This is a genomic window from Nonomuraea sp. NPDC048882 (genome assembly GCF_040649755.1).
GTDB classification, from domain to species: Bacteria; Actinomycetota; Actinomycetes; order Streptosporangiales; family Streptosporangiaceae; genus Nonomuraea; species Nonomuraea maheshkhaliensis.
The window spans coordinates 35,777-62,661 of record NZ_JBEZGB010000028.1 but is presented as its reverse complement, the minus strand read 5'-3'; the positions used below and the strand labels follow the sequence as shown (position 1 = coordinate 62,661).

25 protein-coding genes are annotated in these 26,885 nt (G+C 70.6%); 10 read left to right on the top strand and 15 right to left on the bottom strand.

Features of this window, described 5'->3' with window-relative positions; translation table 11 throughout:
• Positions 1-78: 78 nt before the first annotated feature.
• A complete protein-coding gene (locus tag AB0C27_RS51710; protein WP_357861932.1) occupies positions 79-2,106 on the bottom strand; it encodes a cellulose binding domain-containing protein in 2,028 nt (675 codons plus the stop codon).
• Between the two features lie 142 nt (positions 2,107-2,248).
• On the opposite strand from AB0C27_RS51710, the gene AB0C27_RS51705 reads away from it, so the two are divergent.
• Complete coding sequence (locus AB0C27_RS51705) at positions 2,249-3,226, top strand: helix-turn-helix domain-containing protein (RefSeq protein WP_357861931.1); 978 nt, start codon at positions 2,249-2,251, stop codon at positions 3,224-3,226.
• 9 nt (positions 3,227-3,235) lie between these two features.
• On the opposite strand, the gene AB0C27_RS51700 is transcribed toward AB0C27_RS51705, so the two are convergent.
• The 3 genes from AB0C27_RS51700 to AB0C27_RS51690 all read right to left on the bottom strand — a co-directional run bounded on the left by AB0C27_RS51700 (position 3,236) and on the right by AB0C27_RS51690 (position 8,442).
• Complete coding sequence (locus AB0C27_RS51700; RefSeq protein WP_357861929.1) at positions 3,236-6,838, bottom strand: S8 family peptidase; 3,603 nt, start codon at positions 6,836-6,838, stop codon at positions 3,236-3,238.
• Positions 6,839-6,960: 122 nt separating this feature from the next.
• The gene (locus tag AB0C27_RS51695; RefSeq protein WP_357861927.1) at positions 6,961-7,761 is read right to left on the bottom strand and encodes a hypothetical protein; all 801 of its coding nucleotides are present in this window, start codon (positions 7,759-7,761) and stop codon (positions 6,961-6,963) included.
• Between the two features lie 186 nt (positions 7,762-7,947).
• Positions 7,948-8,442 (bottom strand): hypothetical protein, encoded by a 495-nt coding sequence (locus AB0C27_RS51690; protein WP_357861925.1) that lies wholly within the window; start codon positions 8,440-8,442, stop codon positions 7,948-7,950.
• A 250-nt stretch (positions 8,443-8,692) separates the two neighbouring features.
• On the opposite strand from AB0C27_RS51690, the gene AB0C27_RS51685 reads away from it, so the two are divergent.
• Positions 8,693-9,415 carry a methyltransferase gene (locus AB0C27_RS51685; protein WP_357861923.1) on the top strand — a complete coding sequence of 241 codons (723 nt, stop codon included), beginning with the start codon at positions 8,693-8,695 and terminating at the stop codon, positions 9,413-9,415.
• Positions 9,399-10,205, top strand: a complete 807-nt coding sequence (locus AB0C27_RS51680) for a hypothetical protein (RefSeq protein WP_357861921.1) — start codon at positions 9,399-9,401, stop codon at positions 10,203-10,205. The genes AB0C27_RS51685 and AB0C27_RS51680 overlap by 17 nt, the downstream gene beginning before the upstream one ends.
• Here the strand turns inward: AB0C27_RS51680 and lpdA are convergent.
• Together lpdA and AB0C27_RS51670 are read right to left on the bottom strand one after the other, a co-directional pair.
• Positions 10,195-11,574, bottom strand: coding sequence for a dihydrolipoyl dehydrogenase (lpdA, locus tag AB0C27_RS51675; protein ID WP_357861919.1), 1,380 nt, complete (start codon positions 11,572-11,574; stop codon positions 10,195-10,197). The two genes, AB0C27_RS51680 and lpdA, sit on opposite strands and share 11 nt — an antisense overlap.
• A 39-nt stretch (positions 11,575-11,613) precedes the next feature.
• Positions 11,614-11,988 (bottom strand): tautomerase family protein, encoded by a 375-nt coding sequence (locus AB0C27_RS51670; protein WP_357861917.1) that lies wholly within the window; start codon positions 11,986-11,988, stop codon positions 11,614-11,616.
• Between the two features lie 19 nt (positions 11,989-12,007).
• On the opposite strand from AB0C27_RS51670, the gene AB0C27_RS51665 reads away from it, so the two are divergent.
• From AB0C27_RS51665 to AB0C27_RS51655, 3 genes are read left to right on the top strand one after another with little or no spacing between them, the layout of a single operon-like run.
• Positions 12,008-12,658 (top strand): response regulator transcription factor, encoded by a 651-nt coding sequence (locus AB0C27_RS51665; protein WP_357861915.1) that lies wholly within the window; start codon positions 12,008-12,010, stop codon positions 12,656-12,658.
• Positions 12,659-12,664: 6 nt separating this feature from the next.
• On the top strand, positions 12,665-13,717 hold the full coding sequence (locus AB0C27_RS51660; RefSeq protein WP_357861913.1) for a quinone-dependent dihydroorotate dehydrogenase: 1,053 nt from the start codon (positions 12,665-12,667) through the stop codon (positions 13,715-13,717).
• Between the two features lie 17 nt (positions 13,718-13,734).
• Positions 13,735-14,289 (top strand): GNAT family N-acetyltransferase, encoded by a 555-nt coding sequence (locus AB0C27_RS51655; protein ID WP_357861911.1) that lies wholly within the window; start codon positions 13,735-13,737, stop codon positions 14,287-14,289.
• A gap of 7 nt (positions 14,290-14,296) precedes the next feature.
• Here the strand turns inward: AB0C27_RS51655 and AB0C27_RS51650 are convergent, their stop codons facing one another.
• From AB0C27_RS51650 to AB0C27_RS51635, 4 genes are all read right to left on the bottom strand, one after another.
• Positions 14,297-15,889 (bottom strand): beta-N-acetylhexosaminidase, encoded by a 1,593-nt coding sequence (locus AB0C27_RS51650; protein ID WP_357861909.1) that lies wholly within the window; start codon positions 15,887-15,889, stop codon positions 14,297-14,299.
• Complete coding sequence (locus AB0C27_RS51645; RefSeq protein WP_357861907.1) at positions 15,886-16,713, bottom strand: N-acetylmuramoyl-L-alanine amidase; 828 nt, start codon at positions 16,711-16,713, stop codon at positions 15,886-15,888. The genes AB0C27_RS51650 and AB0C27_RS51645 overlap by 4 nt, the downstream gene beginning before the upstream one ends.
• Positions 16,714-16,805: 92 nt before the next feature.
• Positions 16,806-17,054 carry a hypothetical protein gene (locus AB0C27_RS51640; RefSeq protein ID WP_345559797.1) on the bottom strand — a complete coding sequence of 83 codons (249 nt, stop codon included), beginning with the start codon at positions 17,052-17,054 and terminating at the stop codon, positions 16,806-16,808.
• Positions 17,055-17,175: 121 nt separating this feature from the next.
• Complete coding sequence (locus AB0C27_RS51635) at positions 17,176-18,147, bottom strand: LacI family DNA-binding transcriptional regulator (RefSeq protein WP_357862016.1); 972 nt, start codon at positions 18,145-18,147, stop codon at positions 17,176-17,178.
• A gap of 246 nt (positions 18,148-18,393) precedes the next feature.
• Here AB0C27_RS51635 and AB0C27_RS51630 point away from each other — a divergent pair, with 246 nt between their 5' ends.
• Entirely contained in the window at positions 18,394-19,128 is a 735-nt protein-coding gene (locus AB0C27_RS51630; protein ID WP_357861905.1) for a TetR/AcrR family transcriptional regulator, read from the top strand.
• A gap of 236 nt (positions 19,129-19,364) precedes the next feature.
• Here AB0C27_RS51630 and bldC read toward each other — a convergent pair whose 3' ends face one another.
• Both bldC and AB0C27_RS51620 read right to left on the bottom strand, forming a co-directional pair.
• The gene (gene bldC / locus AB0C27_RS51625; protein ID WP_013133571.1) at positions 19,365-19,568 is read right to left on the bottom strand and encodes a developmental transcriptional regulator BldC; all 204 of its coding nucleotides are present in this window, start codon (positions 19,566-19,568) and stop codon (positions 19,365-19,367) included.
• A 322-nt stretch (positions 19,569-19,890) separates the two neighbouring features.
• Positions 19,891-20,754: a hypothetical protein gene (locus tag AB0C27_RS51620; protein ID WP_357861903.1), complete on the bottom strand. Its 864-nt coding sequence runs from the start codon at positions 20,752-20,754 to the stop codon at positions 19,891-19,893.
• Between the two features lie 107 nt (positions 20,755-20,861).
• On the opposite strand from AB0C27_RS51620, the gene AB0C27_RS51615 reads away from it, so the two are divergent.
• Positions 20,862-21,941 carry a Glu/Leu/Phe/Val dehydrogenase gene (locus AB0C27_RS51615; RefSeq protein WP_357861901.1) on the top strand — a complete coding sequence of 360 codons (1,080 nt, stop codon included), beginning with the start codon at positions 20,862-20,864 and terminating at the stop codon, positions 21,939-21,941.
• Between the two features lie 151 nt (positions 21,942-22,092).
• Positions 22,093-22,323 carry a DUF3073 domain-containing protein gene (locus AB0C27_RS51610; RefSeq protein ID WP_346105632.1) on the top strand — a complete coding sequence of 77 codons (231 nt, stop codon included), beginning with the start codon at positions 22,093-22,095 and terminating at the stop codon, positions 22,321-22,323.
• Between the two features lie 310 nt (positions 22,324-22,633).
• On the opposite strand, the gene purM is transcribed toward AB0C27_RS51610, so the two are convergent.
• Both purM and purF read right to left on the bottom strand, forming a co-directional pair.
• Positions 22,634-23,659 carry a phosphoribosylformylglycinamidine cyclo-ligase gene (purM, locus tag AB0C27_RS51605; RefSeq protein ID WP_357861899.1) on the bottom strand — a complete coding sequence of 342 codons (1,026 nt, stop codon included), beginning with the start codon at positions 23,657-23,659 and terminating at the stop codon, positions 22,634-22,636.
• Complete coding sequence (gene purF / locus AB0C27_RS51600; protein ID WP_346105636.1) at positions 23,656-25,092, bottom strand: amidophosphoribosyltransferase; 1,437 nt, start codon at positions 25,090-25,092, stop codon at positions 23,656-23,658. The genes purM and purF overlap by 4 nt, the downstream gene beginning before the upstream one ends.
• A gap of 198 nt (positions 25,093-25,290) precedes the next feature.
• Between purF and AB0C27_RS51595 the strand changes: the two genes are divergently transcribed.
• Positions 25,291-26,370: a hypothetical protein gene (locus AB0C27_RS51595; protein ID WP_357861897.1), complete on the top strand. Its 1,080-nt coding sequence runs from the start codon at positions 25,291-25,293 to the stop codon at positions 26,368-26,370.
• Here the strand turns inward: AB0C27_RS51595 and AB0C27_RS51590 are convergent.
• Positions 26,367-26,789 carry a sterol carrier family protein gene (locus AB0C27_RS51590; protein ID WP_357862014.1) on the bottom strand — a complete coding sequence of 141 codons (423 nt, stop codon included), beginning with the start codon at positions 26,787-26,789 and terminating at the stop codon, positions 26,367-26,369. The genes AB0C27_RS51595 and AB0C27_RS51590 overlap by 4 nt on opposite strands.
• Positions 26,790-26,885: the final 96 nt, after the last annotated feature.

Sequence of the window (26,885 nt, the reverse complement as noted above, 5' to 3'; positions counted from 1 at the left end):
CTGCGAAGTCGAGGCAGTGTATCCGTGGGGGACACCGCTACTAGGCGGTATCCGCAGGTGAGGCCCCGAAGGTGGCCGTCAGTGGAGGGTGCAGGTGTCGCCGTTCAGGGTGAAGACCCGGGGCAGGACGTTCGGGCCGGTGTACTCGCCCACATAGCCGATCGTGGTCGTCCCGCCCGTGGCCAGAGTCCCGTTCCCGGCCTCGTTGACGACCTTGACCTGTGACCCCGTCTGCGTCCACACCCCGCTCCAGCCGCTGCCCAGCCGCTGCCACGATCTCGGCCAGTCGAACGTCAGGGTCCAGCCGCTGACGGGGGCGCCGTGGTTGGTGAGGTCGATGGCGGCGACGTAGCCGCTGGCCCAGTCTGTCTGGACGGTCAGGCGGACGGAGCAGGTGCTGGTGGCGGGGGTGCCGGTGGTGAAGGTGAGCGGGGGCGAGGGCTCGGACTGGGCGCCGCCGGCGTCCCTGGCGATCACGTTGACGGTGTAGCGGGTGCCGGGTCTGAGGTTGCGGACCGTGAGGGTGGTTCCTGTGGTCTCGCCGAGCTGCTCGGTGACGGCACCGTTCTGGCGGTGGAGCTCGTACTTGACGCCCGGCTTGAAGGCGGGCCAGGTGATCGTGGCGGTCGTGTCCGTGACGGCGGTGGCGGACGGTTTGCCCGGCGTGCCGGGCAGGCCGGTCTGGGGTGTGGCCGGGCGCAGGACGATGGTGGTGAGGGAGAGCGGCGGTAGGGTCTGGCTCGTCGCGGTGCCGGTGGTGGCGGTGGTGATCGAGGTGGCGCCGTTCGTGTGGGTCAGGACGGTGGGGGCGCCGGCGGCGGGCGTGAAGCCGGCGTAGTCGATCGCCACGGGGTACGAGGTGGCGGACGAGGTGTTGATCAACAGGACCGCCAGGTCGCCGGAAGGGCGGCGGACGGCGTGGGCGGTGACCTCCGGCCGGTCGGTCGCGGCGCGGACGAAGCGGTCACCCGGACGGGCGAACCGGCTCATCATCCCGAGCGCGTGGTACGGCGCGAAGGGGGTGTTGAGCGGAGGCTCGCAGACGCTGCCGTCCGAGGTGCAGGCCGCGCTCGACAGCAGGCCGAAGTCGCCGTAGTCGGTGTGGCCCTCGACCTCGGTGACGGCGCCGATGCCGTTGTGCACGTTCCACCAGTCGACGGTGAAGACGCCGGCGGCCAGCAGTGAGGCGTAGGAATCGGCGGCGGCCAGGGCACCGGGCTGGGTGTTGCTGCCGTTGCTGCTGCTCCCGGTGTTGAACTCGGTCATCGCGATGCCGATCCGGTCCGAGCCGGGGCCGGCGTGCCTGGCGATCTGCTCGCGGGTGAGCTGGATCAGGTCGGGGACGTGGCCGGCCCGGTCGAGGGCGCCGGGGTACCAGTGCAGGACGACGAAGTCGATCTTCGAGCCGGCGGTGGAGAGGACGACCTCGTTCCAGCTTCCGCTGTCGCCCTCGGCGACGATGGCGTCGGGCCAGTTCGCGGGGGTGGTCAGCACCGCGCCGATCTTGATGGTGGGGTCGACGGCCTTCATCGCGTCGGCGTAGGCCACGACGTGGCGGGCGTACTCGGCCGGGCTCTTGTCGGCGTGCTCGTCGGCCTCCCAGGCGGTGCCGTAGTGGCCGTTGCCGTAGTTCTCGTTGCCGATCTCCCAGTACGTGACGCCGTACTTCTTGACGATGTTGGCCTCGCGCACCCAGGCGGCGGCCTCCGTGGCGGTGCCGGTGCCGTAGTTGGCGGTCACCATCGCCTGCGCCCCGGTCCGCCGTACGCCGCTCATGAACGTGTCGAAGTCGGTGCCGGGAGCCACGTAACCGCCGGGAGCGGTGTGGTCGGCCCAGTGGTAGATGTCGGAGTAGGAGCCGCCGGGATAGCGCAGCAGCTTCATGCCCGCGTTCTTGAGCAGGTCGGCGGTGTCGTCGGTGCCCAGGTTCGCGTCCCAGATCGCGTGGTTCGCGCCGAGGCTCGTCTCGGGGACGGTGGCGAGCGCGGCCCGGGCGTTCACGGTCACCTCGACGGGCGCGCCGCCGGAGGCGTGCGCGGTGGGGGTGCTCAGGGTGGCCAGCGTCAGGACGACGGCGGAAACGGCTCGTACGAACGTTCTACGCATCGGCGCACCTCACCATGAACGCATGAAGGACGGGGGGAACGGGGGATTTCGTGCGAAGCACCATGATCCTGAGGGGAGCACCGCGAAACCGTCAATCAAGCCTGAAACTTTCAGGTAAAGCCCAGGTGCCATGATGGACGGCATGCTGGAGGTTGCCGGACTGGGTGAGCTGGAGGAGCGGGCGTACCGGCTGCTCGTACGGGCGGGCGAGGCGGACGCCCCGGGCCTGGCCGAGGAACTGGGCCTGACCAAGGAGGCGGCGGACGCGGCGCTGACGGGCATGCGGAGCGCGGGCCTGGCCCGCGAGGTGGCGCCCGGCAGGTACGCGCCGGTGGCGCCGGACGTGGCGCTCGGCCCCAGGCTCGTACGCCGCCAGGAGACGATCGACTGGGCCAGGCAGGCCGTGGAGCAGCTCGCCGAGGAATACCGGGCCAGCGCCCGCAGGAGAGACGCGGACGGCCTGGTCGAGGTGCTGCCGAGCAGGGAGGCGCTGCGCGAGCAGGTCAGGCACCTCCAGGACAGCGCCAAGGAGGAGGTGCTGTACTTCTGCCGGGCCGGGCACGTGGTGATGCCGTCCGAGGACAACACCGAGGAGCTGGAGGCGCTCGGCCGGGGCGTGAGCTATCGCGTCATCTACGAGCGGGCCCTGCTGGAGCAGCCGGGGATGGTGGCCAACGTCGCCTACGGGATCCAGTTAGGCGAGCAGGCCCGCGCCGTACGCGTGCTGCCGGTGCGGATGATGATCGCCGACCGGGCCACCGCGCTGCTGCCCCTGGTCCAGCACGCGGGCGGGGTGACCGAGCCCACGGCCGCCCTGGTGCGCGGCAGCAGCCTGCTGGAGGCGCTGATCGCGCTGTTCGAGGCCCAGTGGGAGCGGGCCACGCCGATCAGGTTCCTGGAGGACGGCCGGGTCACGGAGGCCCCGCCCTGCCCGCTGGACTCCGACGAGCTCTATCTGCTGTCGCTGCTGGTGGCGGGCGTGCCGGAGAAGACGATCGCGAGCCAGCTCGGGCTCAGCCTCCGTACGGTGCAGCGCCGCGTCTACCACCTGATGCGGCTCGCGGGCGCGCAGACCAGGATGCAACTTGCCTGGCATGCGGCCCGCGAGCGCTGGTTGTGACTTATCTGACTACTTGACCCCGTACGCCCGGGTGATGGTCTGCTCGAACTTCTCACCCGACGCGCCCGTCGCGGTGACCCGCAGGGACACCCCGGCCGAGGTGGCGCGGTGCGCGACCAGCGCCGTGTAGCGGCCCTGGCCGAGTGGGACGAGCGCCAGGCGGCGCCAGGACTTCCCGTCGTCGTAGGACAGCTCGGCCGTCAGCTTGCGCGCCTGGCGGGCGGTGAAGCCGATCGGTACGGGCAGCGTCCTGTGCACCCTGCCCTCCAGGTCGGCGGGGACGTCGTAGTCCACGCCGAGCAGGGGGAGCGCCTTGGTGCCCTCGGAACGGGCGGACCTGAACGTCCACGCCGTCTGAGTGGCGGTGGCGTAGCGCCACTCCTCCGAGGTCCTGGTCGTGGCGAGCTCCAGGCGGTATTCGGCGTTCTGCGCCACGGTCTCGAACATGCCACGCAGGTTGGCGCGCTCCTCGACCAGTTCGCCGTCACGGTAGACGCGGGCCGTGCTGGTGTCCGGGTCGTCGCTGCCGTAGGTGTAGCCGTAGTGGCCGTCCCTGTCCACGTGTTCGGGGACGTGCAGCGAGAGCACGTCGCCCGTACGGGTGGACTCCAGCGCGGCCGGACGGACGACCGGGCCGAACCAGTTCTCCTTGACGACCTCGCCCGCCCGGTACGACCGCGGCGCGTCGGTCAGGCCGCCGCGTAGCCGGCTGTTGGACTCCCAGGTCAGCGTGTGCTGGACGACGTGCTGCCACTGGGTGTCGCCGGAGCTGACGTACTCGGCCCTGCTCAGCGGTGTCGGCACGATGCGCTGGGTCTCCATCTGCACGCCCAGGTCGTAGCCCTGCCACGGACGCCAGCCGAAGCGCTGGTCCTTGCCGTAGCGCTCGCCGCCCGACTCGTGGTAGCCGGAGTTCACCAGGGCGGTGTTGCGCCAGTTCACCTCGTGCACGATCCGCTCGGGCACCCGGCCCTGGGAGACCTGCATGACCTCGTACAGGTACGGGGTGTCGAACGCGCCCTTGACCTCCAGCGTGCCGCGGCCCGCCCGCGCCTGCTTCAGCAGCTCCTGGCCACGGTCGTGCGTGATCATCAGCGTGGGCAGCGGGTCCCGGTCGCCGGTCGGCAGCCAGGGCTGCCACATCGCGCGGCCGTCAGGACCGACCACGACCGCCGCCGCCGCGCCGGCCTCGGCCAGCGCGTCGAGCTTGCCGGTCCAGTCGCCGAAGGACTCGCTGGTGATGACCGCGGCCTTGCCCTTGAGCTTGCCGCCAGTGCCGCCCGTGCCATCCGCCAGCGGCCAGCGCTTGGTGCCCTCGATCCGCGGCGACCTGATCGTCGGCCGCACCACGAGGGTGTCGCGCCCGAGCTTGGCCGTCACGCGGGGCGCGGCCAGCTGCCAGCGGGAGGCGAACTCGAAGGTGCCGTTGGTCACCGGCTTGGTGGGGGTGACCGCGAGCTGCTCGACCGAGGGGAAGTTCATGGCGCCGAGGCTGATCTTGCGGTTGCCGTACTCGCGGTAGGTGAAGTAGGTGGCGATGCCGTCCTGCGACACCGGCTGCGAGGTCCTGATCTCGATCGGGACGGCGGTCCTGGCGTCGAGGACGACCTCCAGGTCCTTGCCGACCTGCAGCTCGGGGATGATGACGAGGGAGTCGACGGGCAGCTCGTCGTGCGTCTCTCCCATGATGGCCTGCATGTGGTACGTGCCCTCCGGCACCTCCACGGTCCAGCCCTCGTCCTCTTCGAGGATGTAGCCGTAGGCGTCGTCCAGGCCGCTGGCGCCGTACAGGGCGATGATCGGCACCCGGGCGGCGCTGCCGTCGCGCTCGACGCCGGTGAAGTGCACCTTGTGCATCCGGCCGCGGCGCGTCAGCGCGATCGTGGTGTGCGCGACGGCCGTGCCGTCGGCCGTGGTGGCGGTGACGTAGCCGGCGTGCCTGCCGTGGCTCAGCTTGGTGAGGTCCACGCTGAGCTGCGTGGTCGCACTGGTTCCCGGCTCGACCGTCAGCGTCGTCGCCGACAGCGTCACGGCGCCCTCGCCGGGGACGGTCCCGTCCAGGTTGGTCAGGGCGGGGGCGAGGGTGAGCGTCACGGGGGACTCGCCGGAGTTGCGGTACGTGATCGTGCCGCCGGGGGTGCCGGTGTCGCCGTCCTCGTACACGCCCATGCTGATCGAGGCGGTGGCCGTGACCGGCTGGCGCAGGGCCCGGACCACGTCCAGACGTCCGCCGCCCTGCTGGAACGGCGTCTGACCGCCGATCGTCTTCGCCGTGGACACCAGGGCGTCCTTGAGCTGCCCTGCCGTCCAGTCGGGGTGGCGCTGGGCCAGGATCGCCGCCGCGCCCGACACGTGCGGGGTGGCCATGGAGGTGCCGTTGAGCTTGGTGTAGCGGTCGTCCACGGGCGTGCCGATGCCGGTGCCCGCGGCCCTGGCGGCCGCGATGCCGACGCCGGGCGCGGTGATGTCCGGCTTGATCGCCTCGTCCAGGCGGGGGCCGCGGCTGGAGAAGGACGCGAGCGCGTCGTTGCCGTCCACCGCTCCGACGGTCAGCGCCGAGGTGGCCGCGCCGGGGGAGCCGACCGTGTAGTCGTCACCCTCGTTGCCCGCCGCGATGACGAACAGAGCGCCGGTCTGCTCCGTCAGCGTGTCCACGGCGGCGCTGAGCGGGTCGGTGCCGTCCGTGGCGCCGCCGCCGAGGCTCATGCTGATGATGTCGGCGCCGCTCTCCTGGGCCGCCCACTCCATCCCGGCCAGCACCTGCGACTCCGAGCCGCTGCCCCGCTTGTCCAGCACCTTGCCGATCAGCAGCTCGGCGCCGGGGGCGACGCCCTTGCGCAGGCCGTTCGAGCCCGCGCCGGTGCCCGCCACGGTGGCGGCGACGTGGGTGCCGTGGCCGTGCTCGTCCTTGGCCGAGGGGTCGGCGGTGAAGTTCCTGGTCTGGGTGATCTTGCCCGCGATGTCGGGGTGGGTCTCGTCGATGCCGGTGTCCAGGACGGCGACCTTGACGCCCTTGCCGTCGTAGCCGTCCTGCCATGCCTGCGGCGCGCCCACCTGCGGGACGCTGTGCTCCAGCGAGGCGCTCACCTTGCCGTCCAGCCACACCTTGGCCAGCCCGTCGCGCAGCTTCGGCTCGCCGCTCTCGCTCCACAGGGTGGGCAGGGCGTCCTTGTCCGCGCGGAGGGCGCGCGCGCCGACGCTGTGCAGGGTGACGGCCTTGGCGCTCCTGTCCTTGTAAGCCAGGATGAGCGGCAGCACGTCGCTGCTCTCGTCGTCGTAACCCTGCTCGATCAGCTCACCGACGGAGAACAGCCGCTCGTCCATCAGGCCGCGCGACAGGTAGGGCACCATGTCGGCCGGCGTGATCATCAGGTCGCCGTTCTCCTCCTTGGTGAAGAACCTGACGGCCTCCCTTCCCTTTCCGGGCTCCACGGTCGCGGCGCGCTTTCCGCCGGCGAACTCCTGTACGGTCACCACGTCACCCGTGATCAGCGTGACCCGGTGCAGCTCTCCGCCTTGCGCGGGCCCTGGCTCCGCGGCCTGCGCGGGCACCGGGACGGCGAGCATCGCCAGGCCCACGCCGGCGGCGGCGAGGCGGGGGATCCATCTCATGAGCGAACCGATCTGTCGTGCTGCTTCAGTCGCTCATGAGAATGGGGGATCACGCGGGCGCGGAGGAGCCCTTTGTCCTGGGCAAATGGCGACATGTCATGAAGACGACAGCCGCCGTTCGCTCAGTTGTACTGGTAGAGACGCGTGCCCTTGCGGCGGTTCTCGTCGAACAGCGAGGCCCGGTACATGCTGATGGACAGGTCGCCGTGCTCGGCCTTGCCGCACGTGCCGACGCCGGCGAGCTGGTGGATCTCGTAGCGGGTGGTCGGGTCGCCGCCGACGAAGTACTCGGCGCGGGCCTGGTAGCGGTCGGCGCCGGTGTCGCAGGCGTAGACGAAGGTGTGGCGCTCGGCGAAGCACAGGCTCGCCGCGCCCTTGGTCGAGGTGCACACCTCGGACTTGGCGCGGGCGGACGCGGGGGTGGTGCGGGAGTCGCGCTTGACCGGATATTTCGCGACATTTCGTACGGTCTTCCAGCGGCCGTGGCTGACCCTGCGGTCACCTCGGTAGAGAGCGGCCCGGAAGGTCACGACCTTGCCGATCTCCCTGCTGCCGCGTACCTCGCCCTTGCGGCCCAGGTTGTGGATGACGTACTTGGTGCCCAGGTAGCCGTTCAGGTAGTACTCGACCGCCGGATGCATGTGGTCGTCCCGGGTGTCCTCGACCGTGACCCCCGGACGGCTGCTGCTGTCGGGCCCCACGCATGTCCTGACCCCCTTGAGCCGCGCGCACACCGGCTCCGCCTCCGCCTTGGACACCGGGGCCGCGACGGTCGCGGCGGTCGCGGCGGTTTCGACTGGGGGAGCGGTTTGGACGGACGGGACCGCCGGGGCCTGCCGGATCACCGGACCGGCCGCCACCTTGGCGGCGGCCCCGTCGGCGCTGATCGCGGTGGCCGCCATGACGGCCGCGGCGATGACCATGCGACGTAATGCCACAACTTCACCAGCCTCACTTGTCACAAAATCCTGCCTGATTGTGACGCGGATAACAGCTGAGAAGTTCAGAAAACGGATGAAATCATCTAGGAGATGTTCATCAAAGGCCACGCCTGCGCCCCGGGGAGGGACGCCGGCGCGGAACGGGAGCTTTCAGCGGAACGGGAGCTTTCAGGTGAGGTTCCGCTGCTTCTTCGGGGTCACACTGGCCAGCAGCAGGAGCAGCGCGCTTTGGGCCAGCATGCCGGGCGCGAGCGGCGGCGCCGCCCCCACCGACTTCGTCAGCGCGTACCACCACTGGGTGAGCGGCGAGTAGGTGTCCCAGGCGGCGTCCATCGCACCCATGCCGTGGTTGACCGACACATGCACGAACACGCCGTACGCCGACGCCACCAGCACGACGGCGGCCAGCACGCGCGCCGCGGTGAGCGCACTGCCCGCGTCGCGCACGGCCAGCAGGATCAGCGCCACCACCAGCAGTGCCAGGGCGACCCAGGGGATCAGTTGGGTGGGGCTCTGCCAGTGACGCTCGAAGGCGAGCTCAAGAGCGGCGCCCAGAACGCCGATCACGACCAGCGCCAGCAGCCCCAGTCGCAGCACCGTGGCGCCGGCCGGAGCGCGGCGGTGGGTCGGCCGCTCGGTCGTTTCAGGGGGAGTTGAGGTCATGTGCGGGACCACCGTCCGTGCGAGGGGTCTTCGTCCGTCTCCAACGTCTCCAGGCATCCTCAGAAGAGTCTCAGCGAATTCTGAAGATCTGGTGAGAACCCGCCTTCATGTACGGCTGCACGAGATCTCCACGACATCCGCACACCGGCCTGGTGGAACGGAACGGCCGCGCGCGGTGTGCTCGGAACGTACGCCGCCAGGGAGGTCACGTGCACTCGACGCCCGCTCGCGCCGGACGGAGAGTGACCTCATGACGAAGGAGCGCCGCCATCACCCGATGATGCCCGCCGAGCACGCCGAGCGCATCCGCCGCTGGCACGAGAACGCCTACCGCGCCATGACCGAGGAAGGCGCGGCCGAGCTGACGTTTTCGTATCTGGGCAGGACCATCGTCGTGCCGCCCGGCGTGCAGCCGATCACCGGAATGTCCCACCCGCTCGGCGAGGCGGTGCTGGCCGAGGTGAGGGCGGGCGACCGGGTCCTCGACATGGGCACGGGCAGCGGGGTCAACGCCGTGCTGGCCGCGTCGAGGGCCGCCGAGGTGCTGGCGGTGGACATCAACCCCCGCGCCGTCGAGGCGGCCCGGCGCAACGCCGAACGCAACGGCGTCCACGTCGAGGTGCGCCTGAGCGACGTCTTCAGCGCCGTCGAAGGCACGTTCGACCTGATCGTCTTCGATCCGCCGTTCCGCTGGTTCGCGCCCAGGGACCTGTTCGAGGCCGCCACCACGGACGAGGACTACCGGGCCATGACCGCGTTCTTCCGCGGCGTCCGCGATCACCTCGCGCCGGGCGGGCGGATGCTGGTGTTCTTCGGCACCTCGGGGGACCTCGCGTACCTGAAGTCGCTGGCCCGCGTGGCCGGGTTCCAGGCCCAGGTCGTGGCCCACCAGGACCTTGAGAAGGACGGCTGGCGGGTCGATTACTACACGTTCCTGATGAAGGTGAGTGGCGCCGGTGGAGAACTGGATTGAGCAGCCGATCGTCGATCCGGAGATCCCCGAGGGGGACCGGCGGCGGATGGCCGTCGCGCTGCCGGCGCTGCTCGGCCGGCCCGACCCGGAGCCGCCCCGATGGGTGCGCCGCCTGTTCGCCGCCGGAGCGGTCCTGTCCGCGACCGCCGCCGTGACGCTGGCGCTGGCGGCGGTGGAGACCGGCCGCCAGAGTGCGACGTTGGCCGCCCTGATGGTGCTGTTCGTCGCGATCGTCTGCACCGGCGTCGCCCGCTCCCACGAGGGGACGCGGCTGTCCCAGCGGTACGCCGGCCGCTACGTCATCCCCGCCGGCCTCGACGACCCCGCGCTCGACCTGCTCGCCCGCGCCAGGCGGGCCGTCAGGGACGTGTCCGCCTCCCGCGCGCACCGCCTGGGCCTGCTGGACGCCGTGGCCAACGACGTCGTGCTGCCCCGGCACCTGTGGGAGATCGCCTGCCTCGTCCGCGTCCACGCCGACCTGCGGGCCGAGCAGGCCGAGGCGCTCGGCGAGGTGATGACCCCCGGCCTGGCCGCCGTGCTGCGCCCCCAGCAGGAGGCGCTGCGCCGCTCGGTGGCCGCGGTCACCGAGCGGGTGCGGGAGCTGGAGACGTACGCGGCCAAGGTCCGCGCGGCCGACTCCGCGCTGCGCGCCGGCGACCTGCGCAGGAGCGACGACAGGTACCTCGACCTGCTGGCCCGCACCGACGACACCTCCGACCTGCGCGCCCTCACCGACCAGGCCACCGCGTTGACCACCACCCTGCACCCGGACGGCCCCGCTACATGTTGATCATGTGGCCGGCGAGGCCGTGGACGGCCTCCTTGACCGCTTCGCCGAGCGTCGGGTGCGCGTGCACGTTGCGGGCCACCTCGTGCACCGTCAGGTCCCACTGCTGCGCCAGGGTCAGCTCCGGCAGCAGCTCGGTGACCTCGGGCCCGATCAGGTGGGCCCCGAGCAGCTCACCGTGCGTGTTGTCACTGATGATCTTGACGAAGCCGGCCGAGTCGCCCAGCCCGTGCGCCTTGCCGTTCGCCGTGAACGGGAACTTCGCCACCTTCACGTCGTAGCCCAGCTTGCGCGCCTGCGTCTCGGTGTAGCCGAAGCTGGCCACCTGGGGCTGGCAGTACGTCGCGCGCGGGATCATCACGTAGTCGAGCTCCATGGTCTCCGCGTCGGCGATCGTCTCGGCGGCGATGATGCCCATGGACTCGGCCGCGTGGGCCAGCATCAGCTTGGCCGTCACGTCGCCGATGGCGTAGATGTGCGGCACGCTCGTACGGCAGCGCCCGTCGACCGCGATGGCGCCCCGGTCGGTCAGCTCCACGCCGGTCTTCTCCAGCCCGTAACCGTCGACGCGCGGCTGGAACCCGATGGCCTGCATGACCTTGTCGGCCTCCAGCACCTGCGTCTGGTCGCCCCGGGTGACGGTGACCTTGACGGAGGAGCCGGTGTCCTCGATGCCGTCCACGCGGGTGGAGGTCAGCACCTCGATGCCGAGCCGCTTGTAACGCTTGGCCAGCTCGGCCGACACCTCCTCGTCCTCCAGCGGCACGACCCGGTCGAGGAACTCGACGATCGTCACCTTGACGCCGTAGTTGTGCAGCACGTACGCGAACTCGACCCCGATCGCGCCGGCGCCCGCGATGATGATGCTGGACGGCAGCTCCTCGGTGAGGATCTGCTCCTCGTACGTCACCACCCGCTCGGAGAGCTGCGTGCCCGGGATCAGCCTGGTGGTGGCGCCCGCGGCGATGATGCAGTTGGAGAACGTGATCGTCTCGCCGTTCACCTGGAGCGTGTTGGCGTCGAGGAAGGTGCCCCGGCCGTCGTACTCGGTGATGGCGTTCTTCTTCATCAGGTAGTGAACGCCCTTGACCCGCCCGTCGGCCACCTTGCGGCTGCGCTGGAAGGCCGCGCCGTAGTCGAAGGTGACCTCGCCGCTGATGCCGAAGGTCTTGGCCTCGCTGTGGAAGATGTGGGCCAGCTCGGCGTTGCGCAGGAGCGCCTTGGACGGGATGCAGCCCACGTTCAGGCAGACGCCACCCCAGTACTTCTCCTCGACGACCGCGGTGCGCAGTCCGAGCTGGGCGGCGCGGACGGCGGCCGTGTATCCTCCCGGACCCGCGCCGAGAACGACGACGTCATAGTGAGTGCTCATGAGTCGGACCATACCGCCAGGCCGTACCTGACCCCGACCTCAGACCTCTACCTTGTACGACAGGTCGAGCTCGTCGGCGGGGACACCCCTGATCCCCCAGTTCACCCGGGGCATCTCGATGATCGTGATCTCGACGTCCTGGGGATCATAGCCGGAAGTGGCGTAGATCTCCCTGATCAGCGCCCGCTTGGCGGCCTCGGTGCGGCCGGTGAAGCAGATGACCTCGATGATCAAGTAGCGCTCACTGCGCGCAGGGCAGACGAAGTCGTCGGCGTCCAGCAGCAGGAACCGGTGGAACCGCTTGTCCTCCGGCAGCCCCCACGCGCTCACCAGGCACGACTGGAGGAGGTCGGAGACCTCCCGCTGCCGGCCGGCCCACACGTCCCTGCGCCCGTACACCTTCACCTGAGCCATGTCGGCCAATATAGAGGGCGTGATCCGCATACTGCTGGCCGACGACGAGGCCATGATCAGAGCGGGGGTCCGAGCGATCCTCCAGTCAGATCCTGAGCTGGACGTCGTGGCCGAGGCGGGCGACGGCAGGCAGGCGGTGGACCTGGCCATCAGCCACCGCCCCGACGTGGCGCTGCTCGACATCCGCATGCCCGGGCTCGACGGGCTGGCCGCCGCGGCGGAACTGCGCAGGGCCGCGCCGGGCACCGCGGTGGTGATGCTGACGACGTTCGGGGAGGACGACTACATCGCCAAGGCGCTCGATGTCGGGGCCAGCGGGTTCCTGCTCAAGTCGGGCGATCCGCGCGAGCTCATCGCCGGGATCCACGCGGTGGCCGACGGCGCGGCGTATTTGTCGCCCAAGGTCGCCCAGCGCGTCATCACCCAGCTCGCGGGCGGGCGGATGGCCAGGGGCGCGGCGGCCCGCGACCGCATCGCGGCGCTCACCGAACGCGAGCGCGAGGTGCTCGCCCTGCTCGGCGCCGGGATGTCCAACGCGGAGATCGCCCGCCGGCTGCACATCGTGGAGGGCACGGTGAAGGCGTACGTGAGCGCCATCTTGACCCGGCTCGACGTGCGCAACCGCGTACAGGCCGCGATCATCGCCCACGAAGCCGGCTTGATAGCCTGACGCGTGATGTATCGCCTCGTGTTCTCGCAGGTCTTGCGGCGTTTCGACGCCGAGGCCGTGCACCGTCTCACCGTGAGCGCCCTCGCGCTCCTCGCGCGGCTGCCGCTGCTCAAGCGGCTGCTGCACCGGGCGTTCGCGCCGCACGACCCGGCCCTGCGGGTGAGCGCGTTCGGCGTGCACTTCCCCGGGCCGCTCGGCCTGGCCGCCGGCTTCGACAAGGACGCCGCGTGCGCCGAGGGCATCGCCGCGCTCGGCTTCGGCCACGTCGAGGTCGGCACCATCACCGCGCACGGCCAGCCGGGCAACCCGCGCCCCCGCCTGTTCCGGCTGGTACGCGAGCGGGCGGTGATCAACCGGATGGGCTTCAACAACGAGGGCGCTCACGCCGCCGCGCGCAGGCTGCGCAAGCCCCGCAGCGTCCCCGTGGTCGTCGGGGTGAACATCGGCAAGACCAAGGTCGTCCCCGAGTCCGAGGCCACCGCCGACTACGTGGCCAGTGCCAGGCTGCTCGCCCCGCTGGCCGACTACCTGGTGGTCAACGTCAGCTCGCCCAACACGCCCGGGCTGCGCAACCTCCAGGCGGTCTCGCTGCTGCGCCCGCTGCTCACCGCGGTCAAGCAGGTGGCCGACGCCACGCCGCGGCGTACCCCGCTGCTGGTCAAGATCGCGCCCGACCTGGCCGACGAGGACGTCGACGCGGTCGCCGAGCTGGCCTTGGAGCTGGGCCTCGACGGCATCATCGCGACCAACACCACGATCAGGCACGGCGGCGAGACCGGCGGCCTGTCGGGGCGCCCGCTCAAGGAGCGCTCGCTGGAAGTCCTGCGGCGCCTGCGCGCCAAGACCGGCGACCGCCTGACGCTGGTGTCGGCGGGCGGGGTCGAGGACGTGGACGACGTCTGGGAACGCATCCTCGCCGGCGCGACCCTGGTCCAGGGCTACACCGGCTGGATCTACGGCGGCCCGCTGTGGGCCGCGCGCATCCACCGCCAGTTGTTGCGCCGGGTGCACCGCCACGGGCTCAAGTCGGTCACGGAGGCCGTCGGCCGTACGGCGTGACGCCCTATCGTGGAGCGATGATCGAAGCAGTCAAGCTCACCGGCGACGTCGTGCTCCGCCCCATCACCGAGTACGACGCGCGGCCCCTGCTGGACGCCTACCTGCGCAACCGCGAGCACCTGCGGCGCTGGGAGCCGCGCAGGCCGGAGGAGTTCTTCACCGAGCGGGGGCAGGCCAGGCGGCTCAAGAGCCTGTTGGAGCAGCAGGCGGCAGGGCAGGCGGTGGCCTGGGTGCTGGCCGACGGCGACCTCGTGGCAGGCCGCATGACGCTCAACAACATCGTCAGGGGCCCGTGGCTCAGCGGTGACCTCGGCTACTGGACCGACGCCGGTTACACCGGCCGCGGCCTGGCCACCCAGGCCGTACGCGAGGTGTGCCGCATGGCCGACCAGGAGGTGGGGCTGCACCGGGTGGCGGCGGGCACGCTGCTCGACAACGCCGCCTCCCAGAGCGTCCTGCTCAAAGCCGGGTTCGAGGCGTACGGCACCGCCCCGCGCTACCTGGAGATCGACGGCCGGTGGCAGGACCACCGGCTGTTCCAGCGCATACTCAACGACCGGCCGGCCTTCTAGAACCCGATCACAGGCTCGGCCGGGTCGACTCCGCGTCGTACGTCATGGCCTCGATCCTGGCCATCGCCTCGGACACGTTGACGCGCCCAGGGCGGTGCGGCCGGCGGCGCTGCCACGGGTGCGGCCCGGCCGCGGGCCGGTATTCGACGCCGAGCGCGTCGAGCCGGGCGAGGTGCTCGCGCAGCCGCCCGTCGAAGCCGGGAGAGGCCGCGCCCGACCAGGCCACCTCGGCCAGCGCGCAGGCCCTGGGCCACAGCCGGTAGTCGACGGTACGGGCGTCGGGCACCCGCTCGGTCCAGAGCTGGGCCTGCACCCCCAGGACGCGGGCCCGCTCCTCCTCCGTCCAGTCCGCCGGCGCCGGCTCGAAGGCGGCCACGTCGTCGATCGTGATCGCGTCGCCGATGGCCATCGGCTCGTCGGCCGATGAGGATTCGGCGTAGTCGAAGTAGAGCGGGAAGACCGGCGTCGCCACCACGTCGTGTCCCGCGGCGGCGGCCCGGCGGCCCACGCCCATGCCGCGCCACGGCATGACCACGGTGTCCTGCCGCAGCCGCCCGCTGACGAACGCCTCGTCCCACACCACGGCGCGGGTGCCCCGCTCGGCCAGCGCGTCGGCCAGCCGGCGCAGGAACCACGCCTGGAGGTCGTTGACGCTCTCCAGCCCGAGCGAGTCGCGGTAGGCGCCGATCTCGGCCGACCCGGCCCAGTGGTCGAGCACGACCTCGTCGCCGCCGATGTGCAGGAACGGCGTCTCGCCCAGCGCTCCGATGATCTCGTCGAAGATCGTGGTCAGGAACTCCACGGTCGGCGGCAGCGGCGACAGGATGGCGGGGGAGATGCCCCAGCGGTCGAGCACGTCGTAAGGCTCGCCGGTGACGCCGAACGCCGGGTAGGCGGCCAGGATCGCCGACGCGTGCCCGGGCACGTCGATCTCGGGGACGATCGTGATGTGCCGCGAGCGGGCGTACGCGCCCATCTCGGCCAGGTCGTCGAGCGTGTAGTAGCCGCCGTGCGGGAGGTCGTCGTAGGTCTCCGGCTCGCGGTGGGGGTTCGTCGCCGTACGCGGGCGGTGCGAGGAGACCTCGTGCAGCAGCGGATAGGCCGGGCTCTCCACCCGCCACCCCTGGTCGTCCACCAGGTGCAGGTGCAGCCGGTTGAGCTTGTGCAGCGCCATCAGGTCGATCAGCCGCAGGATCTCCCGCTTGGGGAAGAAATGCCGGGCCACATCCAGGTGCAGCCCGCGCCAGGCGAAACGCGGCGCGTCCTCGACGCGCACCCCCGGCAAGGGCCACGACGCGCCGGCCGAGAAGCGGAAAGAGGCCGGGGGCAGCAGTTGGCGCAGCGACTGCGCCGCGTAGAACGCGCCCGCCGGGCCGCCCGCCACGATCTCCACACCCCGCGACCCGGTCGTCAGCCGGTACGCCTCCTCGTCCAGCGCGGGATCGCGGCGCACGTCGATCTCCCCGGAGTCGCCGGGAAGCGGGTCGAGCCCGGCCAGGGCCGTGCGCACGGGGCCGACCAGGTCGCCGGAGACCGTCACGCCCGAGGTGAGCACATAAGAGGCGGACAGATCACTGAACAGCTGCGGGCGAGGAATCATGCTTCGAGATAGTGCTGCAATCCGTTGGCCAGCGCCAGGGCGATCCGCTGCCGGAACGCGGGGTCCCTGAACTTGGCCGCCTCGGCGGCGTTGCGCATGTTTCCGGTCTCGATGAAGATCTTCGGCACCGTGGACAGGTTGAGCCCGCCCAGGTCGCTGCGGTAGTCGAGCGCCTTGTTGCCGATGTAGGTGGAGTAAGGCAGGCCCGTGCCCTTGCGGTAGGCGTCGCGTACGGCGATGCCGAGCCTGCTGGAGGCGGCCACGACCTTGTCGACCGGACCCTTGATCTTCTTCGGCATGATGACGTGGAAGCCGTGGTTGGCCGGGCCCGAGCCGTCGGCGTGCACGGAGATGGCGGCGTCGGCCCCGGCCTTGTTGCCGATGGCGGCCCGCTGCGTGATGCACGGGCCGACGCTGTCGTTGTCGTGGCGGGTCAGCTTGACCGTGGCGCCCCGGCCCTTGAGGATCTTCACCATCCGCTTGGAGACGTCCCAGGTGAAGGCGGCCTCGCTGTAGCCGTCGTTGGTGGACGTGCCGGTCGTGTCGCAGGGCTTCCACTTGGTCAGCACGTTGACCTTGCGGTTGACCGCCGTGGGGTTGCGGTAGTTGCCGCCGTTGTGGCCCGGGTCGATGACGATGACCTTGCCGTCGAGCGGCTTGGCCTCGGGCGGCGCCTCCTTCGCGGGCGCGGAGGAGGATGAAGCCTGCCCCGCCGGCGTCGCGGGGGCGGCCTGACCTGCCGCGGCGCCACCGGAGCCGGTGCCGCCACACGCGGAGGCGATCAGGCCGCAGACGGCGAGGACTGTGGCTGGTAGAGCACGCATGCCGTCCAACTTACGGCAAGCAGGGAGCCGCGGCCCCGGCTTACGCCCCAAGCGTGGCGGTACGCGGGTCAGCCCTCACCGGGACGCCTGTCTCACCAGACGTGCTCTCCGACCTCCTGCCGTTCGAGCAGGGCGGCCAGCTCCCGCGCGTCCTCGGCGTCGAGCCCGAGAACGACGCGGGGGCGGCCCCACGGATGGTCCAGCGAGTGGGCGACGTAGCTGGCGACCGATTCCGCGCCGCCGTCGGTGCCCCGTCCCCTGTTCGCTCGCCAGTGCCCCCAGGCGCGCTCTAGCTCGGCCGCGGCGCGCTGGGCGCAGGACACCAATTCCGGATCACGCATGACTGTTCCCCCCGGATCAGATCGTGACCGGACCGAATCCGGCCACAATTAGCATGACCCTGACGAGTAAACCGCCGTGCGGCCGCGCCTCCACACGGCTTGACCCAGCCTTGGCCCGCTCTTAGGCGGGTCCCGTGCTGCGCCGCACGATCAGCTCAGGGCGTACCTCCCTCAGTCGCGCGACCTTGCCCGGATCTCCGATCCGGTCGCTCAGCAGCGCGGCGGCCGATCGGCCCATGGCCCGGCGCGGCTGGTCGACCGAGGTGAGCGAGATGTGGTGGGAGGCCGACAGGTGCGTGTTGTCGTAGCCGACCACCGACAGGTCCTCGGGCACGCGCAGGCCCAGTTCGCTCGCGGCGGACAGCACGCCGAGAGCCACCACGTCATTGGCGGCGAAGATCGCCGTGGGCCTGGGGTCACGGGTCAGCAGCGCGACGGCCGCGTCCCTGCCGCCCTCCTCCGTGGAGTCGGCGGCCTCGACCATGATGTACGGCGCCAGCGAATGCCTGCGCATGGCCACGAGATAACCCTCGCAGCGTGACGAGCGCCTGCCCTCGATGTGCGCGATCCGCTTGTGGCCGTGCTCGACCAGGTGGTCGATGGCCAGCCGGGCGCCGAGCTGGTCGTCGTCGACCACGATGTCGACGCCGTCGAGCTCGATGTCACGTTCCCCTACGACGACCGTGGGGGTGTACGCGGTGGCCTCGATCAGCGTCTCGCTGGTCGGCGCGATGCCGAGCAGGACCAGCCCGTCGACCCTCAGCTCAAGGAAGGCCTCCACGGCCTCGTCCTCGAACGCCGGGTCCCACTGGCTGTTCCCGATCAGCATGCGCAGGCCGTCGCCGTGCAGGCTCTCCTGCAGTCCGTCGAGGAACTCCGCGTAGAACGGGTTGTGCAGGTCGGCGACGAGCGCGCCCACCAGATGCGTACGTCCTTCGACCAGGCTGCGCGCGACCGCGTTCGGCCGGTAGCCGAGCTCGCGGGCCGCCTGCAGCACGGCCTGGCGCCGGTGCTCGCTCACGTGCGGGGATCCGCGCAGCACGAGAGAGACCAGCGATTTCGACACGCCGGCTCGTTCGGCGACGTTACGGATGGTCGGTCTGGGCCGAGGCAGTGCGTCTACCTCTCTGAGCTCGGCGATGGTTGAAGAGTTGACGGGCGGTCCTGACATGTGTCTCCCCCGCGATGCGGATATGGGCACCTGTCTGACCAAACGATCGAGTTAGCCGCAGGGTACGGCCTTCGTTACGGATTAGCGCAACCTTGCTCACCCGGAGGTCGATGTTGACTGGACGGTCGCGCGTCCGCTATTGGGCAGGCCGTCGGATACTGTGCAGGTGTGACACCCGGGAAGGCAGCCGAGACCGCAGCTGAGACGGCCCCCGAGACGAGCCCCGAGCCGACCCCCGAGCCGGCCCGCGCGACGACCCCCGCGACGACCTCCGAGACGACTCGGCCGGCGCGGCGCAGGCTCAGCGTGGACCGGCGCAGGGAAGAGCTGATGGCGGCGGCGCTGGAGCTGTTCAGCACCCGCGACGCGGAAGACGTCTCGATCGACGACGTGGCCTCGGCGGCAGGAGCTTCGCGGGCGCTGGTCTACCACTACTTCGGCGGCAAGCAGGAGCTCTACGTGGCCGCGCTGCGGAGCGCGGCGGAGCAGCTGGAGTCCCGGCTGCGGCCCCACGGGGGCGGCAGGCCGCTCGACGAGCTTGCCTCAGGGCTCAGTCGCTACTTCGACTTCGTCGAGGAACACGCGGCGGGCTTCGCGGCGCTGCTGCGCGGCGGCCCGGCCAACAGGAGCGGCGAGGTCGGTGAGATCGTCGACGGCGTGCGCCGCCGGCTCTTCCGGTTGATCCAGAAGCAGATGGGCGTCGAGGATCCCAGCCCGGTGCTGCGCACGACCCTGCGGTCGTGGATCGCCTCCGTGGAGACGGCCGGCCTCGACTGGCTCGAGTATCGCGACATAGAGCGATCGACACTCGAGAAGCTGCTCGTCGATCATATGATCGCGCTGCTAGGCGTCGCCGCCGCGCACGACGGTGACGTCGCCAGGCTGCTTGAGCTGCTGGCGTGACAGCCTTGGTCGGGCTGTCTCACTGAACGGGGACAGCTTCGATTGAGCTGCCTGACTGAGGTCGGGACAGCCGCGGGTCGGCTGCCTCACCGGAGTGACGTGACTCGGGGAGGATGGCGCCGGGCGGGCGGCGCCAACTTCCCGTGCGACGTCATGTCGTCACAGCGGTGGACCGGGCCGGTCGCCGACCTGGTCCACCCCTTCAACCCCCCTGAGGTCCGTGACGACCCCTCCAGCTACTCGGAGCGCTGCTGCGGAATCCCCGCGAGCAGTGCTCGGACCTCGGTCTCCCGGTAACGCCGATGACCGCCGAGGGTACGAATCGACGTCAACTTGCCCGCCTTGGCCCACCGCGTAACGGTCTTGGGGTCGACCCTGAACATGGTCGCGACCTCAGCGGGCGTGAGCAGTGGCTCGGCCTCGGGTGTACGAGCTGACATTTGTGCGGCCTCTCCTCCGTGTGGACCGGCTTAGCGATCCTGTGACTGCCTTTGCGCGTGTCACGGATGTCCCCCTATGGCGCAGAGCGTGCGGCTTTTCCGAGCCATATGCGGCATCACCCGATGTGACCATACCGCCACGCAGAGCGATTGGCGAGCCCTTCTTTGACCCAACTGCCCGCCCCCGTGGCCATGTCACGCTCGGTGATTCTAGCGACACGTTTCGTGGTATCGCAGTGAAAACGGCAAACTACTCAGTTCGCAGAAGAGAGCAGCCGCGAGACGTGACCTACTCATGCAGGTCAGACAGCCGTATTGGGGCTCAGTTGGCAGATTCCAGCAGTTGCATTGACTTCCACCGGAGGATGACCCTCTGGTACATGGCATAGGCAAGTTCTTCTTGACCCGTGTCCAGGCCCGTCAGGGCCGCTGAAAGCTCCGCGACGGACTGGTCGGCCTGCAACGCGTCGTCGTCCATGAGGTGCACGAGCCCGCCGTAGTCGAGTTCGACCAGGCTGTGGGGGTGGAACTCCTCCAGCCACCGCGCGATGTCCTCGACGTCGAAATTGGACGCCACGTCGCCCAGATGGCGGCGCAGGACGTTGAGCGCGCGCGCCGCCCGCCTCCTGGCCTGCGCCATGGAGGTGACGTAGATGAGGTTACGCCCCGTAGTGGTCGTCACGTCCTGCCCCGGATTGGCCGAGCCGAGCACCAGCCAGCGCTCGTTCCCATCAAACGGCACGAACCACGACGGCGGCACGTGCCACGCCGTGGTGCGGATGTGGGTGCGCAACGCCGATGATCCGGCCCTTCGCTTGTAGCGATCGAAGTCGTCGGCCGTCTGCTCGGCGATCGGCTTGGGCACGAGGTGATCCATCAGTTTCACGGGAGTGGTGCCACGAAGCCGTGAGAACGCCATCCACGAGCGCAGGCGGGTCTGCCAGGGACACACATAGAGACGGTCCTCAACACGCCGGAGATAGGCGTTGGGGCTCTCCTGGGCGGGAACGGGTTGAGGGGGCATGCCGAGCAGGCGCATGACGGACTCGCCGTGCTCCGCATTGAGCGCGTTCGCGCGGCGCGGGCGGTCCCGTGAGTCGGCGTAGTCGGCCCACACCTTGCGCTCGGACTCGGCGAACGCGGTCAGTGGCTCATAGACACGGAGGTAGGCGGCATAGGGCAGCACGGAGGCATCGTGTCACGAAGCGATCCTGCGCGCACCGTCGAGGCTTACTACTCTGTGAGGTGATCTCCGCCGCAAAGGTGCGGTGGACCGGACAGGGAGTCACTACCGTGACCGACGTCTTCGGAGCGTCCCACAAGGACGTCCATGAGCAGGTCGTGTTCTGCGCCGACGAGCCGAGCGGCCTGCGTGCCATCATCGCCATCCACAACACGGCGCTGGGGCCGGCACTGGGAGGCACCAGGTTCTATCCGTACGAGAGCGAGCAGGCGGCCCTGGCCGACGTGCTCAACCTCGCCAAGGGCATGGCGTACAAGAACGCGCTGGCGGGCCTCGACCTGGGTGGCGGCAAGGCCGTCATCATCGGCGACCCGGCGCGCGACAAGAGCGAGGCGCTGCTGCGCGCCTACGGCAGGTTCGTCCAGTCGCTCGGCGGGCGCTACATCACCGCCTGCGACGTGGGCACCTACAGCGAGGACATGGACATCGTCGCGCGCGAGACGCGCTTCGCCACCGGCCGCACCCTGGCCCACGGCGGGGCCGGCGACTCCTCGATCCTCACCGCCTACGGCGTGTTCCAGGGCATGCGGGCCTCGGCCGAGCGGGTCTTCGGCACGCCGTCGCTGCGCGGCAAGCGGGTCGGCGTGGAGGGGGTCGGCAAGGTGGGCCACCGCCTGGTCGGGCTGCTCCGTGAGGACGGCGCCGACGTCGTGATCTGCGACGTCGATCCAAGAGCGGTCGAACGCGTACGTCAGCGGCATCCCGAGGTCGAGGTGGTCGCCGACGCGCGTGCGCTGGTGGAGGCCGACATCGACGTCTTCGCGCCCTGCGCGCTGGGCGGCGCGCTCGACGACGACTCGGTGGCCGCGCTCAAGGCGAAGATCGTCTGCGGGGCGGCCAACAACCAGCTCGCCCATCCGGGCGTGGAGAAGCAACTCGCCGAACGCGGCATCCTCTACGCGCCCGACTACGTGGTCAATTCCGGCGGTGTGATTCAGGTCGCCGACGAGATCGGGGGCTTCGACATGGAACGAGCCAGGTCGAAGGCGGCCCAGATCTACGACACGACTCTGAAGATCTTCCGAATCGCCGCCGAGGAGGGCGTTCCGCCGGCGGTGGCAGCAGATAGGCTGGCCGAGCGCAGAATGTCGGAAGTCGGGCGGATTAGGGGCATTTGGCTGGGCCACTGACGCCCCACGTCCATACGACGTACCGAGCTGGGCACAAAACAGGTACGGTAATAGGCGAACGATAGGCTGACGCCCAAAGTCAGGCGGCGTCAGTGTGTGGTGCGTTAGCGACGAGGGGTCGGGGACGACCCCACACGAGGGGGTCGAGCCAATGGGGCGCGGCCGAGCAAAGGCCAAGCAGGTCAAGGTTGCTCGCCAGCTGAAGTACAACAGCGGTGGCACGGATCTTGACCGTCTTCGCGACGAACTCGGGGTCGGCGACCCCGGCCGCAATGACGACGCCGACGACCGCGATGATGAGCTGGCGGATCGCTATGCCGATTACGCCGATGACTATGGCGCCGGAGAAGACGACGACGGCCGTTCGCCCGGCCGCCGGTAGGCGTTCTCCAGGTTGAGGTGGCCGAGGGCCCGGCACGCCGGATCCTCGGCCACACTCGTCGGGCCCCACGGGTGACCGTGGGGCTTTCGTCACGTGGGGCGAAGCCGGTACGAGCTTCCGATCTCGGGACGTTCACACATCCGAGCGGAGCGCCTTTCGCGGGTGAGCACTCCGCACACGAATGCGATGCGCCTTCCACGAGTGCTCATTCCGCACGCATCGATGCGCGGGCCTTTTGAGCACTCCGCGGGTTTCCTTCGCGTTCCTCGGCGGAAGCCGGGGCGCGGTGCCCCGGCTCCGTGAGGTGGCGTCAGCGGTAGCGGGCCTGTCCCGTGCCGGGCACGATCTCGCCCAGCACCCAGGCGTCCAGCCCGCGCCCGGCCAGCAGCCTGATCGCCGCGTCGGCGACGTCGGCGGCCACCACGGCCGCCATGCCGACCCCGAGGTTGAACGTGCGGTCCATGTCCCGCTGGGCGATCTTCCCGAGCCCGGCCAGCACCCCGAAGACCGCGGGCGGCGTCCACGACGACCGGTCGAGCAGCGCGTCGAGACCGGCCGGCAGCGACCTGGACAGGTTGTTCTCGATCCCGCCGCCGGTGATGTGCGCGTAGGCGTGCACATCGACCGCGCGGGCCAGCTCCAGGCAGTCGAGCGAGTAGATCCGCGTCGGTTCCAGCAGCTCCTCGCCCAGCGGACGGCCCAGCTCGGGCAGCACGGTGTCGAGCGAGAGCGCGGCCTCGCGCAGCACGTGACGCACCAGCGAGTAGCCGTTGGAGTGGACGCCCGACGAGGCCAGCGCCAGCACCACGTCACCGGCGACCACGCGGTCGGGGCCGAGCATCGCCGACGCCTCCACGACGCCGGTGCCCGCACCCGCAAGATCGTATTCGTCCGGGCCCATCGCCCCCGGGTGCTCGGCCGTCTCGCCGCCCACCAGCGCGGCCCCGGCCAGCCGGCAGCCCTCGGCCACGCCGCCGACGATCTCGGCGACGCGCTCGGGAACCAGCTTGCCGCAGGCGATGTAGTCGGTCATGAACAGCGGCTCGGCCCCGCAGACCACCAGGTCGTCGAGGACCATGCCGACCAGGTCGATGCCGATCGTGTCGTGCTTGCCGTACCGCTGGGCGATCATGACCTTGGTGCCGACGCCGTCGGTCGAGCTGGCCAGCAGCGGGCGCCGGTAACGCAGCAGCGCCGAGGCGTCGAAGAGCCCGGCGAAGCCGCTGGCGTCGTCGACCACCTCCGGCCGCCGCGAGCGCGCCACCTTGTCCTTCATCAGGGCCACGGCCCGCTCGCCCGCCTCGATGTCGACCCCGGCGGCCTCGTAGGTGCTCACGTCTTGCTCTCCAACACGAACTTGCCCACGTTGTCCTGGTCGATCGGGATGGGATAGGTGCCGTCGAAGCAGGCCCTGCACAGGCGCTCGGACGGAATGGTGGTGGCCTTGGTCAGGCCCTCCAGGGAGATGTAGCCGAGCGAGTCGGCCCCCAGCGAGGCCCGGATCTCCTCGACCGACAGCGAGCCCGCGATCAGCTCCGCCCTGGTGGCGAAGTCGATGCCGTAGAAGCACGGCCACTGCACGGGCGGGGAGGAGATGCGTACGTGCACCTCACGCGCTCCCGCCTCGCGCAACATTTTGACGATGGCCCGCTGGGTGTTGCCGCGCACGATCGAGTCGTCCACGACCACCAGCCGCTTGCCCTCGACGACCTCGCGCAGCGGGTTGAGCTTGAGCCGGATGCCGAGCTGGCGGATGGTCTGCGACGGCTGGATGAACGTGCGGCCGACGTAGGAGTTCTTCACCAGGCCCTGGCCGTAGGGGATGCCGCTCTCCTCGGCGTAGCCCACGGCGGCGGGCGTGCCGGACTCGGGCGTCGGGATGACCAGGTCGGCCTCGACCGGGTGTTCGCGGGCCAGTACGCGGCCCACCTCGACCCGGGTGACCTGCACGCCGCGCCCGGCGATGGTGGTGTCGGGGCGGGCGAGGTAGACGTACTCGAACAGGCAGCCCTTCGGCTCGGCCAGCGCGAAGCGGCGCGACCGCACGCCGCGCTCGTCGATGGTGAGCATCTCGCCCGGCTCGACCTCGCGGACGAACGTGGCGCCCACGATGTCGAGCGCCGCGGTCTCGGAGGCCACCACCCAGCCGCGCTCCAGGCGGCCCAGGACCAGCGGGCGGATGCCCTGCGGGTCGCGGGCGGCGTAAAGGGTCTTCTCGTCCATGAAGACCAGCGTGTAGGCGCCCTTGACCTGCGGGAGCAGCTCGGCGGCCGCGTCTTCGACGGAACGGGTGCGGTCCTGCGCGAGCAGCGTGGTCAGGACCTCGGTGTCGGTGGTCGCGCGGATGGAACCGGGCTCAAGCCGCTGGGCCAGCTCCGGGGTGTTGATGAGGTTGCCGTTGTGGGCCAGCGCGAGCCCGCCCACGTCGGTCGAGCTCAGCGTGGGCTGCGCGTTCTCCCACACACTGGATCCGGTGGTGGAGTAGCGGCAGTGACCGATCGCCAGGTGGCCGCGCAGGGTGCTCAGCACCGACTCGTCGAAGACCTGGGCCACCAGGCCCATGTCCTTGTAGACGAGAATGCGGCTGCCCTCGCTGGCCGCGATGCCCGCGGACTCCTGCCCGCGGTGCTGCAACGCGTACAGCCCGTAGTAGGTGAGTTTGGAAACTTCCTCGCCCGGAGCCCAGACGCCGAAGACGCCACAGGCGTCTTTAGGTGCGCGGTCGTGGGGGTCCAGGTCATGGCCGAGCCGGCCGTCGCCCTTCAGCACATGCCTCAGTCTAGGTCGGCGGCTTCCGTGCTCGCACACCCGGGGGCGATATCGGGGCCTCCGCCCCGCCTCTCACCTGGAGCTTTGACGCATGGTGACCCAAGGTTGGACACGGTATTACCGTGTCGCGCGGTTTAACGGACCCCTTCCGCGAAAGGGTGAAGTATCCGGCATGCTGACCCGGCGGGAGACGCAGACGTGAGCACACCTGGGGACCCGAACGAGCCCCGCCAGGGGCAGGACCCGCGCGAAGGCCGCCACGACGAGGGGGAGCCCGCGTGGTGGAGTGAGGGCATGCCGCCGGAGGAGCCGACCCGCGGTGACGAACCGTCCAGGGGCAGCGAGCCGGCGCAGGGGGAGGAGCCGCACCCGGGCGGGGAGCCGATCGCGCCCAGGCCGCCCGTGGCGCCGCAGCCGGGCGCGCCTGAGCCCGACGTGCCGCCGACGCACGAGCCGAGGCCGGCCGACGGGCCGTCCCATCCCGATCTGCCCACCTCGCCGGAGACGCCGCCGCCCGCGACGGGCGGAGACACCGGCCCGACGACCCCGACGACCCCGACGACGCCGACGACCACGCCGACGACGACGCCGACGACCACGCCGCCCGCCGGTGGCGCGGACGCCGAGTCGACGCAGGTGTTCCCGGTGCCCGGCGCGACTCCGTCCTATCCGGGCTGGAGCGGGACGCCGCACGAGGAGGAGCCGCCGCCCAGGCCGGCGCCCTCCCGCTACGAGCAGGGCCCGTCCGGCCCCTCAGGCCCGCCCCAAGGCCCCTCAAGTCCGCCCCAGGGCCCGCCGTACGGCGGCCAGGAGGGTCCGTCGTACCAGGGCGGCCCGCTGCGGGACCAGGACCCGACCGTGCCCGGCACGACCCCCTCCAGCCCGTACGGCGGCCCGCCCGGCTACCCCCCGCCCCCGGGATCGCCCTACGGCGCCCAGCCGTCCCCGTACGGCGGATACCAGCAGCCGCCCCCCGGCAGCGGCCTGGCCACCGCCTCGCTCGTCCTCGGCGTGGCCAGCCCGTTCCTGGTCTTCGTCTGCTTCACCGGCCTCATCACGGCCATCCTGTCGATCGTCTTCGGCTGCGTGGCCCTGGTCAGGCAGGTCGGCAGGGGCCGCGCCATCGCCGGCATCGTGATCAGCATCCTGTCGCTGATCCTCTTCGCGATCGTGGCCATCTGGTTCTGGAACGTGGTGCAGGAGTGCGCCCACCTGGACGGCCAGCTCGCCGACCGCTGCTTCGAGTCGAAGTTCCCCTGGATGAACGGCAGCCGCTAGAGCGGCAGGTGCGCTGACAGGTCGGCTCGCGCCCCGCTGGCGGAGATGGCGCCTTTGGCCATGGCCTCGTCCCAGGTCAGGCGGCCCAGGGCGAGCTCGATCCAGGTCCGCCCGTCGGTCTCGACCACGTTCGGCGGGGTGCCGCGGGTGTGGCGGGGCCCCGCGATGGCCTGGACGGCCGCGTACGGGGGCACGCGCACCTCGACGGTCCTTCCCGGCGCGGCTGTCGCGAGCCGGTCGAGCAGGTGGCGTACGGCCTGCCTGGCCGCGTCGCGCTCGGGCTTCAGCCCCCGGTCGTAGGCGGCCAGCACGGCGGCCACGAGTGCTTCGGGCAGGGCGGACGCCGGGCCGTCGTAGGGCGGCTCGTCGAGGGCGACGAGCTGGGCGTCGAGGGCCGATCTCAGCTTCTCCGGATCCATCTTGCGTGGTGGCACCCCACCATTGTCTCCCGGGAAGCGTTCATCGAGATGGAGGTCGTCGTTCACCTCGGGTTTCGACAGTGACCGTAGCGTCCC